The organism is Micromonospora sp. CNZ286 (assembly GCF_014207755.1).
This window is the reverse complement of the sequence record NZ_JACHIZ010000001.1, coordinates 6,977,452-6,992,792: the sequence shown is the minus strand read 5'-3', so window position 1 is coordinate 6,992,792 and position 15,341 is coordinate 6,977,452. Positions and strand designations below refer to the sequence as shown.

General features: G+C 71.9%; 13 protein-coding genes and 1 tRNA gene. 8 read left to right on the top strand and 6 right to left on the bottom strand.

From position 1 onward, the window contains the following. Positions 1-22: 22 nt before the first annotated feature. Positions 23-1,171, top strand: a complete 1,149-nt coding sequence (gene bagB / locus FHX31_RS31535) for an ArsA family ATPase (protein ID WP_176739757.1) — start codon at positions 23-25, stop codon at positions 1,169-1,171. Positions 1,172-1,180: 9 nt separating this feature from the next. Here the strand turns inward: bagB and FHX31_RS31530 are convergent, their stop codons facing one another. Beyond that, complete coding sequence (locus tag FHX31_RS31530; RefSeq protein WP_013289026.1) at positions 1,181-1,501, bottom strand: WhiB family transcriptional regulator; 321 nt, start codon at positions 1,499-1,501, stop codon at positions 1,181-1,183. 404 nt (positions 1,502-1,905) lie between these two features. Between FHX31_RS31530 and FHX31_RS31525 the strand changes: the two genes are divergently transcribed. Continuing rightward, the gene (locus FHX31_RS31525; RefSeq protein WP_184977886.1) at positions 1,906-4,350 is read left to right on the top strand and encodes a transglycosylase domain-containing protein; all 2,445 of its coding nucleotides are present in this window, start codon (positions 1,906-1,908) and stop codon (positions 4,348-4,350) included. A gap of 76 nt (positions 4,351-4,426) precedes the next feature. On the opposite strand, the gene FHX31_RS31520 is transcribed toward FHX31_RS31525, so the two are convergent. Continuing rightward, complete coding sequence (locus FHX31_RS31520) at positions 4,427-4,882, bottom strand: GatB/YqeY domain-containing protein (RefSeq protein ID WP_091330623.1); 456 nt, start codon at positions 4,880-4,882, stop codon at positions 4,427-4,429. Positions 4,883-4,907: 25 nt separating this feature from the next. Here FHX31_RS31520 and FHX31_RS31515 point away from each other — a divergent pair, with 25 nt between their 5' ends. From FHX31_RS31515 to FHX31_RS31500, 4 genes are all read left to right on the top strand, one after another. Further along, positions 4,908-5,801 (top strand): metallophosphoesterase, encoded by an 894-nt coding sequence (locus FHX31_RS31515; RefSeq protein WP_184977668.1) that lies wholly within the window; start codon positions 4,908-4,910, stop codon positions 5,799-5,801. A 139-nt stretch (positions 5,802-5,940) separates the two neighbouring features. After that, positions 5,941-6,017: transfer RNA gene (locus tag FHX31_RS31510), tRNA-Pro, on the top strand. 80 nt (positions 6,018-6,097) lie between these two features. Beyond that, the gene (locus FHX31_RS31505) at positions 6,098-6,772 is read left to right on the top strand and encodes an HAD family hydrolase (RefSeq protein WP_184977667.1); all 675 of its coding nucleotides are present in this window, start codon (positions 6,098-6,100) and stop codon (positions 6,770-6,772) included. Between the two features lie 67 nt (positions 6,773-6,839). Continuing rightward, positions 6,840-7,952, top strand: a complete 1,113-nt coding sequence (locus tag FHX31_RS31500) for a calcium:cation antiporter (protein WP_120574097.1) — start codon at positions 6,840-6,842, stop codon at positions 7,950-7,952. A 49-nt stretch (positions 7,953-8,001) separates the two neighbouring features. Here the strand turns inward: FHX31_RS31500 and FHX31_RS31495 are convergent, their stop codons facing one another. Next, positions 8,002-8,475, bottom strand: coding sequence for a hypothetical protein (locus FHX31_RS31495; protein ID WP_402881338.1), 474 nt, complete (start codon positions 8,473-8,475; stop codon positions 8,002-8,004). A gap of 109 nt (positions 8,476-8,584) precedes the next feature. Between FHX31_RS31495 and FHX31_RS31490 the strand changes: the two genes are divergently transcribed. Then, entirely contained in the window at positions 8,585-9,874 is a 1,290-nt protein-coding gene (locus tag FHX31_RS31490; protein ID WP_120572742.1) for an MFS transporter, read from the top strand. Between the two features lie 93 nt (positions 9,875-9,967). On the opposite strand, the gene FHX31_RS31485 is transcribed toward FHX31_RS31490, so the two are convergent. From FHX31_RS31485 to FHX31_RS31475, 3 genes are all read right to left on the bottom strand, one after another. Continuing rightward, positions 9,968-11,710 (bottom strand): bifunctional metallophosphatase/5'-nucleotidase, encoded by a 1,743-nt coding sequence (locus FHX31_RS31485; RefSeq protein WP_184977665.1) that lies wholly within the window; start codon positions 11,708-11,710, stop codon positions 9,968-9,970. A gap of 401 nt (positions 11,711-12,111) precedes the next feature. Next, positions 12,112-12,804, bottom strand: coding sequence for a histone deacetylase (locus FHX31_RS31480; protein WP_184977664.1), 693 nt, complete (start codon positions 12,802-12,804; stop codon positions 12,112-12,114). 12 nt (positions 12,805-12,816) lie between these two features. Beyond that, entirely contained in the window at positions 12,817-13,596 is a 780-nt protein-coding gene (locus FHX31_RS31475) for a phosphodiesterase (protein ID WP_184977663.1), read from the bottom strand. 178 nt (positions 13,597-13,774) lie between these two features. Between FHX31_RS31475 and FHX31_RS31470 the strand changes: the two genes are divergently transcribed. Continuing rightward, positions 13,775-15,232 carry a sensor domain-containing diguanylate cyclase gene (locus FHX31_RS31470; protein WP_184977662.1) on the top strand — a complete coding sequence of 486 codons (1,458 nt, stop codon included), beginning with the start codon at positions 13,775-13,777 and terminating at the stop codon, positions 15,230-15,232. Positions 15,233-15,341 lie beyond the last annotated feature (109 nt).

Sequence of the window (15,341 nt, the reverse complement as noted above, 5' to 3'; positions counted from 1 at the left end):
CCCTCGGGACCGATACGCTCGATTGGTGCCTTCCGAAGACGCGGCGCCTCCGCTTGACGTCGACCAGATCCTCGCCGACGACGGCGTACGGATCGTGGTCTGCTGCGGGGCGGGCGGCGTGGGCAAGACGACCACGGCGGCGGCGCTGGCGCTGCGCGCGGCCGAGCGGCACGGCCGGCGGACGGTGGTGCTCACCATCGACCCGGCGCGCCGGCTGGCCCAGTCGCTCGGCCTGACCGAGCTGGACAACACACCCCGGCAGGTCAAGGGCATCGACGTCGAGGCCGGCGGCGGTGAACTGCACGCCATGATGCTCGACATGAAGCGCACGTTCGACGACGTGGTGCTCCAGCACACCGACCCGGCGAAGGCGGCGGAGATCTTCGCCAACCCCTTCTACCAGGCCATGAGTTCCACCTTCGCCGGCACGCAGGAATACATGGCGATGGAGAAGCTGGGCCAGTTGCACGCCCGGGGCGAGTGGGACCTGATCGTGGTGGACACGCCGCCGTCGCGCTCCGCGCTCGACTTCCTGGACGCGCCGGCCCGGCTGTCCCGGTTCCTCGACGGCCGGATGCTGCGGCTGCTGCTGGCCCCGGCGCGCAGCGGCGGGCGGAGCATGTTCAGCCTGGTCACGGCGAGCTTCGGGATGTTCTCGAAGGTGGTGCAGAAGGTGATCGGCGCCCAGCTGCTCACCGACCTGTCCGGCTTCGTGGCCGCCCTCGACTCGATGTTCGGCGGGTTCCGGCAGCGCGCCGAACAGACGTACCGGATCCTCCAGGCCCGGGAGACGGCGTTCCTGCTGGTCGCGGCGCCTGAGCCGGACGCGGTCCGGGAGGCCGCCTACTTCGCCGGTCGCCTGCGGGAGGAGCGGATGCCGCTGGCCGGGCTGGTGCTCAACCGGGTGCACCGGCCGGCGGCGGACCTGTCCGCCGCGGAGAGCCTGGCCGCCGCGGAGCGGCTGGCCGGCGTGGGTGGGCACGAGGGCACCGTCGAGGTGTTGCGCGCGCACGCCGCGCTGGCCCAGCAGGCGGTACGCGAGGAGCAGGTGGCGGCCCGGTTCACCGAGGCGTTCCCGGCGGTGCCGGCGGTGTCGGTGACGGCGCAGCCCGCCGACGTGCACGACGTCGACGGGCTGCGGACGATCGGCGAGGCGATCAGCCGGAGCTGACCGGTCCGGTCAGTTGGCCGTGGTGACCAGGATCTTGTCCTTGCCGGCCTTCTCCTTGGCGTTCTTCTTCATGGCCGCCTCGAACATCTTGCGCCAGCTGGTGACCTGCGGGTGGCGGCGCAGCAACGCCCGGCGTTCGCGCTCGGTCATGCCACCCCACACCCCGAACTCGATCCGGTTGTCGAGCGCGTCGGCCAGGCACTCGTACCGAACTGGGCAGCTCCGGCAGATCCTCTTCGCCACGTTCTGTTCGGCGCCCTGTACGAACAACGCGTCCGGGTCTCCGTTCTGACACGCCGCCAGTGACGGCCAGTCAGTGATCATGCCCATCTGTACACGTCCCCCCTTGCAGTACCTACCGACTTCGCGCGAGCAGCCCTCGTACTTCCCCCCGGTCGTTCGCGCCGGCCTCCCCAGGGCGGCACAAACGACTCATGGCTGCGGTCGCCGCCACCATCATGCTGTGTAGTCGCCCGATTACGCAACGTTGTCGGCGAAATCCATCATTCCGGACACTCCCGGCTTCCCGGGCTTTCGCCCCGCGACTACCCCGCCCGAGTACGTGAAAACGCTGCGCCACTGCCGGACTTCGGCAGAGACTTCCGCCGGATCTCACGCAACCCCGGACCAGGGCTCGTGCGTTTAGCACAACGAGGCCGGCGCATGCAGGAAATGGGGAAACTTCCCCACGCGCCCGCCGATTCCTACTCGCGTACCCTGTCGAGGTGACCTGGATGCGGAAACGTGACCACAACGTGCTGACCAACGCCGCATCGCTGCTGATCTGCGGCCTCTTGGCCGGAGTGGTGGTCGCCGCGGCGGCCTTCCCCGTGGCAGCGATGTCCGGACTGGCCGCCAAGGCCGGAGCGGAGACGTTCGAGGCGCTGCCCAAGGAGCTGACAGTCGCCCGGGCACCCCAGATCACCAAGCTGCTCGCGGCCGACGGCAAGACCGTGCTGGCCACGATGTACGACGAGAACCGCAAGGACGTCCAGCTCAAGGACATCTCGCCGTACATGCAGAAGGCCATCATCGCGGCCGAGGACCACGACTTCTACAAGCACAACGGCGTGGACATCAACGGTGTGGCGCGGGCCTTCGTCAACAACCAGGCCGCCGGCTCCTCCCGGCAGGGCGCGTCGACGCTCACCATGCAGTACGTCCGGCTGGCCATCTCCTACTCGGCCACCCACCCGGCCGACGTCGTCGCCGCGACCGAGGACACCAGCGGTCGCAAGCTGCGCGAGATGAGCCTGGCGCTCCAGGTCGACAAGGAACTCTCCAAGGACGAGATCCTCCGGCGCTACCTGAACATCGCCGCGTTCGGCAACGGCGCGTACGGCATCTGGGCGGCCAGCCAGGTCTACTTCAACAAGCCGCCGAGCAAGCTCGACATCCAGGAGTCGGCGATGCTCGCCGGCATGGTGAAGGCCCCCACCTCGTTCGACCCGACCACCAAGTCGGGCTACCCCGAGGCGGTCGGCCGGCGCGACTACGTCATCCAGAACATGGTGCAGATCGGCGCGATCAACCAGCAGGAGGCGGACGCCGCCAAGAAGATCAAGCTCGAGGTCAGGGGCAAGCGCACCCCGAACGGCTGCACCCAGACCACCACCCGCTCCTGGGGCTTCTTCTGCGACTACCTCTACCGCTGGTGGCTCCAGCAGGAGACGTTCGGCGCCACCTCGTACGACCGGGAGCGGCGGCTCAAGAGCGGCGGCTACACGATCATCTCCACGCTGGACGTCCAGGCGCAGAAGGGCGCCGACAAGGCCGTCCGCAACAAGCTCGGCGAGAGCAGCAAGGCGGCCCGGATGGTGGCCGCCGTCGAACCGGGCACCGGCCGGGTCCGTGCCGTGGCGGTGAACCGGAACTTCAAGCTCGACGACCCGGCCGACCCGCAGAACAAGATTTCCAGCGACCCGAAGAAGGCCAAGAAGAAGATCCGGGGCAACTACCCCAACACGGTGAACCCGCTGGTCACCGGTGGTCCCGGCATCGCCGGCTACCAGGCCGGCTCGACCTTCAAGATCTTCACGCTGGTGGCCGCGCTGGAGAAGGGCTACCCGCTCAGCTACCCCATCAACGCGCAGCCGGTGTTCAAGTCGGACTACCCGGTCGAGTTCAACTCCCCCGCCGCCTGCCCGGGCACCAGCAAGTACTGCCCGAAGAACGCCAACCCCGCGATGGCCGGCATGCACAACATGTGGAGCGGCTTCGGCTTCTCGGTGAACACGTTCTTCATCGACCTGCAGCAGCGGGTCGGCGCGGAGAACGTGGTGAAGGCCGCGCAGAAGCTCGGCATCACGTTCCGCTCGTCGAGCGACGCGCAGCTCGCCGCCAACCCGCACCAGTGGGGCGCGTTCAGCCTCGGCGTCTCCCAGACCACGCCGCTGGAGCTGGCGAACGCGTACGCCACGCTCGCCGCCGACGGCAAGTACTGCGAGCCGATCCCGGTGCAGGAGATCCGCGGTCCGGACGGCGAGAAGCTGGACGTCGCCAACCCCCGCTGCGAGCAGCGGGTCAGCACCGAGGTGGCCCGCGCCGCCGTCGACGCCGCGCGCTGCCCGGTCGGTGACCGCTCCGCCACCACCAAGTGCGGCCCCGCCACCGCCGGCAACGTCCGCAACATCGTCAACGCGCCGGTGGCCGGCAAGTCCGGCACCACCGACTCCGACCGCACCTCGGCCCTGGTCGCGATGACCAAGCAGTATGCGGTGGCCGGCATCATGGCCGACCCGGACTGGCCGCAGACCAACCAGAAGATGGGCCACGACGAGACGCCACAGGGCATCAACCCGGCGGTCTACCAGACGCTGCGTGACGCCATGAAGGGCAAGGAGCGGAAGAACTTCACCCCGCCCAGCGGCAAGATCGTCCTGGGCGACCAGCGCTCCATCCCGGGCGTGAAGTGCGAGTCGATCGAGACCGCGAAGTCCCGGCTGAAGGGTGCCGGCTTCGAGCCGGTGGTCTCCAGCAACAAGGTGCCGTCGGAGTGCCCGGCCGGCACCGCGGCCGGCACCAGCCCCGACGGGCGCACCATCAAGGGCGGCGTGGTGATGATCGAGGTCAGCTCCGGCCAGGGCGGCACCCCGGAGCAGGGCGGCACCGCGACACCGGACCGGCCGGGCGGCCCGGGCGGACCGGGTAACGGCAGACCGGGACGACCCGGGAACTGATCCCGGACAGCAGACAGCGACGGCCACCTCCTCCGGGAGGTGGCCGTCGTCGTTTCCGCGCTACGGGAGCGCCGGGTCAGAGACCGAGCTGGCGGCGTACCTCGGCGGCCACCCGACCACCCTCGGCCCGGCCGGCCACCGCGGCCTGGGCCGCCTTCATGGCCGGGCCCATCTGCGCCTTACCGGTGAAGCCGCCCGCGGCGAGCGCCCCCGAGACCAGCTCGGCCAGTTCCTCGTCGGAGAGCTGCTTGGGCAGGTAGCGCTCCAGCACCTCGCCCTCGGCGGTCTCCTTGCCGGCCTGCTCGGCGCGCCCCGCGTCGGCGAACGCCACCGCCGCCTCGCGGCGCTTCTTCGCCTCCTTGGTCAGCACGGCGAGCACCTCGTCGTCGCTGAGCTCGCGCTTTTCCCGGCCGGCGACCTCGGCGTTGCCCACGGCGGCCAGGGCCATCCGCAGCGTGGAGGTGGTCAGCTCGTCGCGCGCCTTGAGAGCGGCGCGCATGTCGGCGGTGAGACGGTCCTTCAGCGTGCTCATGGACGGTGAAACTACCCTGAACGCCATGCGAAAGCGCACACTATTCCGGCTCGCGGCCGGAACCGTCGCCGCCGGTGCGGCCACCCTGGCGTACGCGTCGCTCGTCGAGCGCAACATGTTCACCCTCCGCCGGTACGACGTGCCGGTGCTCCCGACCGACGCCGAACCGCTGCGGGTGCTGCATCTCTCCGACCTGCACATGATGCCCGGCCAGCGACGCAAGCAGGACTGGGTGGCCTCCCTGGCCGCACTCGACCCGGACCTGGTCGTGGTCACCGGCGACAACATGGCGCACCCCGAGTCGGTGCCGGGCGTGCTGCGCGCCCTGCAACCGCTGCTCGACCTGCCCGGCGCGTTCGTCTTCGGCTCCAACGACTACACCGGGCCGGTCCTGAAGAACCCCTTCACCTACTTCCTGCCCGACCGGGAGTACACCGAGGGTGTGCCGCTGCCGTACGAGGAACTGCGCGACATCCTCACCGGCGCCGGCTGGGCTGACCTGAACAACGCCCGCACCACGCTCAAGGCCGGCGGGCGGGAGATCGAGCTGGCAGGCGTCGACGACCCCCACATCGAACGGGACGACTACGACGCCGTGGCCGGCCCGGTCAGCCGCGACGCGGCGCTGTCCATCGCGCTGTCGCACTCCCCGGAGCCGGTCCTGCTGGACCGGATGGCCGCCGACGGCTTCGGCCTGCTGCTGGCCGGGCACACCCACGGCGGCCAGGTCTGCGTGCCCGGCTACGGCGCGCTGGTGACCAACTGCGGGCTGCCCCGCTCGATGGCGCGCGGGCTGCACCGCTGGCCCGGCTCGGACTCCTGGCTGCACGTCTCCGCCGGCCTCGGCACCCACCCCACCGCCCCGATCCGCTTCGCCTGCCCACCCGAGGCCAGCATCCTCACGCTGATCTCCCGCTGACCCCCGCTGATCCCGGCAGATCTTGGTACGCGCCCGCCCCTCGGAGGGCTGATCCGTACCAAGATCTGCCGGGGGCGGAGGGCGGGGGGTACCGAGTTTGACCGTGGGGGCGGGTGGGCTACTATTTGTCGGCACGCCTCGGGGTGTGGCGCAGCTTGGTAGCGCGCTTCGTTCGGGACGAAGAGGTCGTCGGTTCGAATCCGGCCACCCCGACCAGAGGTAAGAGGGCACATCCGAGATCGGATGTGCCCTCTGCGTTTCCCCGGCCCCGCTCACCGTCGCAGTAGGATCCCGCCATGCCACGGCCGGTCGTCTTCGACCTCTTCCACACCCTGGTCCACGGCGCCGACGACGAGCGGGACCGCGTGGTGGGCGAGATGGCGCTCATGGTCGGGGTCGATCCGGCGGCGCTCGTCGACGCGTACCACGCGACCTGGCGGGACCGGCTCGTCCGGTGGAACGCGGAGGAGACCGTCCGCATCCTCGCCACCCGACTCGGCGGCTCGCCGACCGATGAGCAGGTGGCCCGCGCCGCCGCGCACCGGCTGACCCTCGCCCACCGGGTGCTGGGTCGCGTCTCGCCCGCCACGCTGGACGTGCTCGACGCGCTGCGCGAACGCGGGCACCGGCTGGCCCTGATCAGCAACGCCACCTCCGAGACGGCCGAGGCGTGGGCGGCCGTCCCGCTCGCGCGGCGCTTCGACGTCACGGTGTTCTCCTGCGAGGTCGGGCTGGCCAAGCCGGACCCGGCGATCTACCGTGCGGCCGCGCAGCGGCTGGGCGTCACGCCGGCCGACTGCGTATACGTGGGCGACGGCGCGGACGGCGAGCTGGCCGGTGCGGCGGCGGTCGGCATGACGGTGCTCCGGACGACCGAACACCAGGACACCGATCCGGGCTGGATCGGAATCGTGATCGGGAACCTCCGCGAGGTGCTCACCCACGTGGAGCAACCGGCCTCGATCGAGTAGATCGACAGGACTGCCCGAAGCCACCCCGCCACGCGCGGTCAACTCTGCCCCCTGGCAAAGTATGCGCATGCCGCCGACGATCCGATCCCGCCTGACCGATTGGACCACCGTCGCGCCCCTGGTCGCTGTGCTCGTGCTCGTGATGACCTGGGGACGGGAGTTGCCCGGCCCGCTCATCTTCGTGGTGGCGGCCCTGCTCGCGGTGGCCGTACTGGCAGCGGTGCACCACGCCGAGGTGGTCGCGCACAAGGTCGGCGAACCGTACGGGTCACTCGTGCTCGCGGTGGCGGTCACCGTGATCGAAGTCGGTCTGATCGTCACGCTGATGATCAGCGGTGGCGACAAGACGCAGGCGCTGGCCCGGGACACGGTCTTCGCCGCCGTCATGATCACCTGCAACGGCATCCTCGGCCTGTCGCTGCTGCTCGGCGCACTGCGCCGGCAGGTGGCGGTGTTCAATCCGGAGGGCACCGGCGGGGCACTCGCCACGGTGGCCACGCTCGCCACGCTCAGCATGGTGGTGCCGACGTTCACCACGAGCCGGCCGGGTCCGGAGTTCTCCCCCGCGCAGCTCGCCTTCGCGGCCGTCGCCTCGCTGGCGCTCTACCTGCTGTTCGTCATGGTGCAGACCGGCCGGCACCGCGACTACTTCCTCCCGGTCACGCAGGAGGGCAGCATCCTCGCCGAGGACAAGAACGGTGACGGGCACGCCGAGCCGCCGTCCACGCGTACCGCGCTGGCCAGCCTGGCCCTGCTCGTGGTGGCGCTCGTCGCGGTGGTGGGCGACGCGAAGACGATCTCCCCGGCGATCGAGACGGCGGTCGGCGCCGCCAACCTGCCGCAGGCCTTCGTCGGTGTGGTCATCGCGCTGCTGGTGCTGCTGCCGGAGACGCTCGCCGCCGCTCGGGCGGCACGGCGGGACCGCGTGCAGATCAGCCTCAATCTCGCGCTCGGCTCGGCAATGGCCAGCATCGGCCTGACCATCCCGGCCATCGCGATCGCCTCGATCTGGCTGGACGGGCCGCTGGTGCTGGGTCTGGGCGGCACCCAGATGACGCTGCTGGCGCTGACCGCGGTGACGGCTGTGCTCACCGTGGTGCCGGGCCGGGCGACTGTGCTCCAGGGCGGCGTGCACCTGGTGCTGCTCGCCGCGTTCGTCTTCCTGGCCGCCAGCCCCTGAGCAGGCACGCCCGCCGCCGGCCCGTAGGCCGCCGGACAACGAAGACCCGTCAGTCGTGCATCTCCGTCCGCGCCACCTCGGCGAACGCGGCGGTCAGGTACTCGGCGAACGGGCGCCCGGTGACCGCCAGCAGGTCGGCCACCGGCAGCGGCGCGTGCCGGGCGATCGCCGCCGGATCGGGCGGGTTCTCGTCGTCGCCCGGGTCGTAGACGCCGAGCGCGCCGGCCAGCAGCACCAGCAGCACGTGCGGGTCGACGTCGGGCCACCAGGGCGCCGCCGACCGCACGCACCGTTCCAGCACCTGCCGTACGTCGTCGCCGTCCAGCCCGTCCGGGTGCCCCTCCTCCAGCAGAAGCCGGACCACGCCGCCGAGCACCAGCCCGGCCCGGTCGGCGGCGGCCAGCCGCTCGACGGCCGGGGCGTACGCCTCGGCGTCGCGCTCACGCGCGGCGGTCACCGCGTCGGTGGCCGTCTCGGCGATCTCGCGGGCCGGTGCGGGCAGGTGCCGCCAGGTCGTCGTCACCGGATCAGCATGGCAGAGCACGTGTGATCGCTCACCTTCCGGCCCGGCAACCGCGTGTGTAAGGGGTAAACGGGTCGCGGTCGTCGTACCCGCCGAACAGAATCCCAGCATGCTGCGCCGCGCCCTGCCCGCCCGTCCCGAAGCCCGCCGGATCCTCCTGGGCACGCTGTTCTCCGCCGTCGGGCGCGGCCTCACCCTGCCGTTCCTGTTCATCTACCTCACCGACGTGCGCGGTCTGACCGACACCCGGGCCGGGCTGGTGATCGGCTGGTTCGGCGCGGTCACGCTGGCTCTCTCGCCGCTGGCCGGCACGTTCATCGACCGGTTCGGCGCGCGCCGGGTGGTGTTGCCCTGCCTGGTGATCGAGGCGATCGGCACCGGCTCGCTGGCGCTGGTCGACTCGACGGCCTCGGCGTTCGGCGTGATGACGCTCGTCGCCGTCGGCAGTTCGGCGATCTGGGCCGGGCAGAACACGATCCTCGCGTCGCTGACCGGCGACGGCGAGCGGCAGCGCGTCTTCGGGCTCAACTTCGCGCTGCTCAATCTCGGTATCGGCACCGGCGGCCTGATCTCCGGCGCGGTGGTCGACGTGGCCCGTCCGATCACCTTCGAGGTGATCTACCTGCTGGACGCGGTGAGCTACCTGACGCCCGCCCTGATCCTGCTGAGCCTGCCGCACGTCGGGCGCCGGCCGGCCGTGGCCACGGGCGCGAAGGCCGACGGCCGGAGCACCGGCGGCTACCTCACGGTGCTGCGGGACCGGCCGTTCCGCCGCCTGGTCGTCTTCGGCCTGGTGCTCACCACCTGCGGGTACGCGCAGATCGAGGTGGGCTTCGCGGCGTACTCGGTGCGGGTGGTCGAGGTGACGCCCCGGGTGGTGGCGTGGGCGCTGGCCGCGAACACCGTGATGATCGTGCTCTCGCAGCTGCTGGTGATCCGGCGGCTGGAGGGGCGCAGCCGTACCCGCGCACTCGCCACTGTGGGCGCGGTCTTCGCCGGCGCCTGGCTGGTGCTCGGCGCGGCCGGCGTGGTGGGCAGCGGCAACGCGGTGCTCGCGGCGCTCGGCGTGGTGGCCTGCTCGGCGATCTTCGGGTTCGGCGAGACGATGCTGTCGCCGGTCATGCCCGCCCTGACCAACGCGCTCGCCACCGACGAGCTGCGCGGCCGGTACAACGCGATGAGCTCGATGATCTTCGGGATCAGCGGGGTGGTCGGCCCGGTCACCGCAGGCCCGCTGATCGCCGCGGCGAACGGGCGGGTGTGGGTCGCCGTCGTGGTGGGCGGCTGCCTGGCCGCCTCGGTGCTCGCGCTGTCGCTGCGTCCGCTGCTCACCGCCGCGCAGGACGGCCGTCCGACTGCGGCCGCGACGCCGGAGCCCGAGCCCGCGCGAGCGACCTGACACGAAGCCGGCGGCCTGCGGCGAAGCGCGCAGCCGGACACGAACGGGCCCCGGAGCGTCGCTCCGGGGCCCGTTCGGCGGTGCGGTCGGCCGTCAGCCGGCGGCGACCTCGGTGGTCGTGCGGATCCGGTCCAGCGCCGGCGGGGAGACCGGCGACTTCTCGGTCAGGTACGCGGTGAAGGCGTCCAGGTCGATCTGGCCGGTCACCGCGTTGGTGCCACCGGTCAGGACGCTGAAGCCGTCGCCGCCACCGGCGAGGAAGTTGTTCACGGTGACCCGGTAGGTGGCGGTGTCGGTCACCGGGGTGCCGTTGATGGTGAGGCTGCCCCGGACCACCCGGGTGCCGGCGCACGGCGTGCCGGCCGGTGCGGTGGTGCCGTTGACGTCCACGACGTAGTTGACCGTCGAGGACGCGTAGAGCACACGCGCCACTGTGAACTGCTGCTCCAGCATGCAGTAGAGCTGCGCACCGGTCAGGTCCAGCGTCACCAGGTTGTTGGCGAACGGCTGCACGGTGAACGCCTCGGCGTAGGTGACCGGGCCGGCGTCGAGGTCGGCGCGGACGCCACCGGGGTTCATGAACGCGGCGACCGCGTTCTGCTCGGTGTCCGTCGCGGCGAGCTGCGCGTCGGCGATCACGTTGCCCAGCGGCGACTCACCGGTCTGGTACGTCGGCTTGCCGTTGACGTCGACCCCGGTCTGGTACAGGTTCTCCTGGGTCTTGGTGATCGCGGCGGTGGTCTCGCCGACCACGCGGTCGGCCACCGGGCCGAGCGCGGTCTTGTACCGGTTGATCAGGTCGGTCGAGGGCTGGTCCGGCTTCACGTCCCGGGTGACCACCACGTTGTTCGCGGACGCGCTCACCACGTCGCGGGTACGCGGGTCGATCTTCAGGTCGATCTGGGTGACCAGGCGGCCGAACGAGCTGGCGCTGGTGACCAGCTTGCCGTTGATGTTGCAGTTGTACGCGGCGTGGGTGTGCCCGCTGACGACCACGTCGATGGACGGGTCCATCCGGTTGGCGATGTCGACGATCGGGCCGCTGAACCCGGTGCAGTCGTTGATGCCGCCGCCGTTCTGCACGCCGCCCTCGTGCAGCAGCACGACGATGCTCTTGACTCCGAGCAGGCGCAGGATCTTGGCGTACTTGTTGGCGGTGTCGGCCTCGTCGGTGAACCGCAGGCCGGCGACGCCCTGCTGGCTGACGATGTTCGGGGTGCCCTCCAGGGTCATCCCGATGAAGCCGATCGGGACGCCCTTGACGATCTTGATGCCGAACGGCTGCATCAGCGGCAGGCCGGTGGAGGTCTTGAAGGCGTTCGCCGAGAGGTAGGTGAACTTGGCGCCGCCGAACGGGGTGCCGTCGGCGCAGCCGTCCACCGGGTGGCAGCCGCCGCGCTGCATGCGCAGCAGCTCGGCCGCGCCCTCGTCGAACTCGTGGTTGCCGACGCTCGCGAACTCCAGCCCGGCGAGGTTCATCTCCTCGATGGTGGGCTCGTCGTGGAACGCGGCGGAGAGCAGCGGCGAGGCGCCGATCAGGTCGCCGGCGGCGACAGTGACGGTGCCCTTGCCCTGCTGCTTCGCGGCGGCGCGCATCGACTTCAGGTGGCTGGCCAGGTATTCCGCACCACCGGCGGGCTGACCGTCGATGCTGCCGCTGGAACCGGTCGGCGGCTCCAGGTTGCCGTGGAAGTCGTTGATCGCGAGCAACTGGACGTCGACCGGCTTCGGGCGGGCCTCGGCCTGGTCGGGGGTGACGGCGACCGCGGTGAACGCGGTCGCGGCGAGTGCGGCCAGGCCGACGGCGGCCCGGCGTCGCATCCCGGTGACGGACATGGAACTCCTCGTGAGGTGCCGGTATGTGGCGTCCGGGCGATGGTTCGCCCGGCGACCCTGATCCGTGCCGTGACAGGTGTCGATCGCGGAGGGCGGTACTCGGGGGAACGCCGCCCCGCCGGGGTAGCTTCTCATCCACCGGCCGCCAGGTCGAACGGGGCGGCATCAGGAATCGTCGTTGCCTCGGGCGGCCCGTACCGGTCTGCCGGACGAGTCGGACATGACGGTCAGGTGAAATTCCGCGCGGCGCACGCTGTCGATGCCGCCCGTCGTCGAAGGCGCCGGCTCCCAGGGACAGGGAGCCGGCGCCGACGCTCATGTCACGCGGAATTCCTTGCGCTGGCAACCGTCCTTGCCGGAATCACCTCCTGCCGGACACCCATCGCGAACCGAACGGTCGTTCATGTCCGCCGGCCCGGCATTTCGAGCAAACTGTCCGAACTCGACTGACGCTCCGGAGGGCCGGTCGGAGGTCCGCTGTGGGCGGTGCCGACGAGCCTGCGCAACGCCGGCCGCGTCCACCGCCCGGCGACCCCCGGGCGGCCCGCCAGGTAGCCGACGGTCCGCGCGGCGTCCCAGCCGTGCGCCTCGCGCAGCCCGCGCGCCAGCATCCCGAGATAGACCGGGACGGGCCGGGTCCACCGCACATCCACCGCCCGGTGCGGAGCGGTGAACGTGAGCATCGGCAGACCCTCGTGGACGCCGACGCGCAGCAGCGTCTCGTAGCGGCCCGGCCCGAGCCTCGCCCGTCCGGTCTCGACCGCCGCGCGGATCCCGGCCAGGTCGGCGCCGGGCGGCCGGTACATCTCCTGCGCCGCGATGTCCGCGAACTGCTCGACCGTCACCAGGTAGCCGCGCGCCGCCGCCAGGCCGGGCAGCAGCGGGTCGTAGAACGCCATGCCGCCGGTCCAGGCCCGCGACTCCCCGGCGAAGTAGACGCCGCCGGGGATCAGCACCGGCACCGCCCGGCGCGGTGGCCGGCGGTCCCGGCAGCCGGGGTACGTGCGCAGCCCGCCCGGTGGACACCCGCCACGCAGGTACCAGCCGAGCCGGGCGGCGTGCAGGTTCGAGCCGTACGCGACGTACCAGAGCATCGGCGGCGCGGTTCAGAACCAGCAGGTGCGCCCGGCGGCGTGGCTGACCTGGACGGTGTGCGTCACGCAGCCGCCGTCGGCGATCAGGTGCAGCAGGAAGGCGGTCGGCTCGGCGACGAAACCCGGCTCCTCCTCGTCGGTCATGCTGAGGCTCACCTGGATCCAGGTGCTCGGCGCGGTCGTCAGCACCGTACCGGCGAACGCGCTCGTCACCTGGCGGTGCAGGTGCCCCGCGGCGACGCGTACGACATGGGGGTGACGGCCGACCACGGCGGCGAGCGCGTCGGCGTCGGCGAGACCCATCGCGTCCATGCCCGGCACGCCCACGGTGACCGGCGGATGGTGCAGGCACACGACGGCGGGCGCGTCGGTACGCCCGGCGAGCACCCCGTCCAGCCAGGCGAGCTGCTCGTCGCCGAGCCGTCCGCCGGGGCTGCCCGGGGTGAGCGAGTCGAGCACCACGAGCGTCACGTCCGGCAGGTCGACGTGGTAGTGCGCCGAGAAGCCACCGGCCAGGTACGGGGTGCCGCCGAACGTGTCGAGCAGCGACTCGCGGTCGTCGTGGTTGCCGGTCACCAGGTGCACAGGCAGCGGGAACGCGCCGACGATCTCGCGCAGGGCGAGGTATTCGTCCGGCCGGCCGTTCGCGGTGAGGTCGCCGGTGATCACCACGCAGTCGGGCCGCGGACGCAGGGCGAGCACCGTGCCGAGCGCCCGGTGCAACCCGGACGCCGGGTCGGCCGCGAGCGGGCCGGTGGTCACGTGCGGGTCGCTGAGCTGGGCGATGAGCATCGGCCGCCTCCTCGGGTGCCCGGGCCCTCACGCTATCGCCGCGCACCCTCCCCGCGCAGGCCCGCTTGTGCCCACAGGCTGTGTCCACAGCCTGTGGATAGCACATGTGTACGAAGGTCGGCGGCGGTTGCGCTGAGTACCCTTGATCGCGACCCGACCCCCTCCGAGCAGGAACGACGTGGATCACGAGCGAGTCCTCCGCGACGTCACGGTGCGCCTTCCCACGGCGTCGACCGTCCCGGAGGCGTGCCAGTGGACCGTCGCCGCGCTCGCCCGGCACACCCCGGCGACCGCCACCGTCCTGCTCCGCGTCCACGACCGTCTGCGCCGCGTCGCCGCGACCGGCGCCTGGCAGGTCTTCTCGCACGTGCCGGCGACCGCCGACGGCACCCCGCCGGGCCGCCACCGGCCCGAACCCTCGGTGGTGCGGCGGGTCTACGCCTCCGGGACCACCGCCGCCGTGCCCGACGTCGGCGCCGACCCCGACTACCTCGAGGTCCGCCCGGACGTCACAGCCGAACTCTGTGTGCCGGTACGCGACCCGGACGGCCGTCCGATCGGGGTGCTCGACCTGCAGTGGAGCGAGCCGGTCGTGCTCGCGGCCTGGCGGGAGACAGCCGAGCTGGTGGCCGACCGCCTCGGCGGGCGGATCGCCGCGCTCGGCGGGCCGCCGGCCGAGAGCCGCAGCGAGAAGCTGCTCCGGCACGCCGCCGCGTTCACCGCCGCCCCGACCGACTGGGACCTGATGACCGCCGCGCTCGCCGCGGCCCGGGACGTCTCAGCGCTCTCCGCCGCCGTACTGGTGCTCACCGGCCGGCGCGGCCCACGCCTCGGCGCGCCCACGGCCACACCGGGCGAGCTGGAGGCACGGATCCGGGCCGAGCTGGACGAGGCCGGACCGGCCGCGCTCGACCGCATGATCGACCGGGCCCACCGGTACGGCTCGGCGTACACGCTGGGCGAGGCGGGCCACCCGCCCACCGAGGAGTACCTGCCGCTGACCCGGGCCGGCGCGCGCACGCTTGTGGCGGTGCCGGTCGGCACACCGGCCTCCGGTGGCGTGCTGCTCGTCGCCGACGAGCAGCGCCTGCGCCCCGATCCGACCACAGTCAACCTGATCGAACTGCTCGCCGGGCAGGCGTGGACCTGCCTGGACCGGCTGCGGACGCTCGCCCGGCTCCGCGAGCAGGCCAGCTCGGACCCGCTCACCGGGCTGCGGCACACCGGCCCTTTCGGGCAGCGGATCGCCACCGCCACGCCGGGGCGTACCGCGCTGCTGGCGATCGACGTGGACGGGTTCAAGGACGTCAACGACACGTACGGCCACCAGGCCGGCGACCGGCTGCTGGTGGGTCTGGCCCGGGCCCTCGAAGGCGCGTTGCGTCAGGGCGACGAGCTGTACCGGACCGGTGGCGACGAGTTCGTGGCGGTGATCGAGGTGAGCCGCCCGGAGGAGGCGGTACGGATCGCCGAACGGCTCACCGAGGCGGCCCGCCGTACCGGCCGGACGATCAGCGTCGGCGTCGCCCTGCCGAGACCCGGCGAGTCCGCCGAACGCACCCTGCACCGAGCCGACCAGGCCCTGTACGCGGTCAAGCGCCACGGCCGAGACGGAGTCCACCTCTCCGCCGCCTGACCGCCCCCGCTCCCGTCACCCCTCTCCCCCGCGATCTTGCACTCTAGGCCCTGGCAAATGCCGCATATGCCCCCCCAAGCAGGGCCGAAAGTGCAAGATCAACGCCGGC

Bases quoted from the DNA above. Each gene is read 5' to 3' on its own strand.
- FHX31_RS31530 (WP_013289026.1), bottom strand. From the start codon at position 1,501: ATGGGCATGATCACTGACTGGCCGTCACTGGCGGCGTGTCAGAACGGA.
- FHX31_RS31525 (WP_184977886.1), top strand. From the start codon at position 1,906: ATGCGGAAACGTGACCACAACGTGCTGACCAACGCCGCATCGCTGCTG.
- FHX31_RS31520 (WP_091330623.1), bottom strand. From the start codon at position 4,882: ATGAGCACGCTGAAGGACCGTCTCACCGCCGACATGCGCGCCGCTCTC.
- FHX31_RS31515 (WP_184977668.1), top strand. From the start codon at position 4,908: ATGCGAAAGCGCACACTATTCCGGCTCGCGGCCGGAACCGTCGCCGCC.
- FHX31_RS31505 (WP_184977667.1), top strand. From the start codon at position 6,098: ATGCCACGGCCGGTCGTCTTCGACCTCTTCCACACCCTGGTCCACGGC.
- FHX31_RS31500 (WP_120574097.1), top strand. From the start codon at position 6,840: ATGCCGCCGACGATCCGATCCCGCCTGACCGATTGGACCACCGTCGCG.
- FHX31_RS31490 (WP_120572742.1), top strand. From the start codon at position 8,585: ATGCTGCGCCGCGCCCTGCCCGCCCGTCCCGAAGCCCGCCGGATCCTC.
- FHX31_RS31485 (WP_184977665.1), bottom strand. From the start codon at position 11,710: ATGTCCGTCACCGGGATGCGACGCCGGGCCGCCGTCGGCCTGGCCGCA.
- FHX31_RS31480 (WP_184977664.1), bottom strand. From the start codon at position 12,804: ATGCTCTGGTACGTCGCGTACGGCTCGAACCTGCACGCCGCCCGGCTC.
- FHX31_RS31475 (WP_184977663.1), bottom strand. From the start codon at position 13,596: ATGCTCATCGCCCAGCTCAGCGACCCGCACGTGACCACCGGCCCGCTC.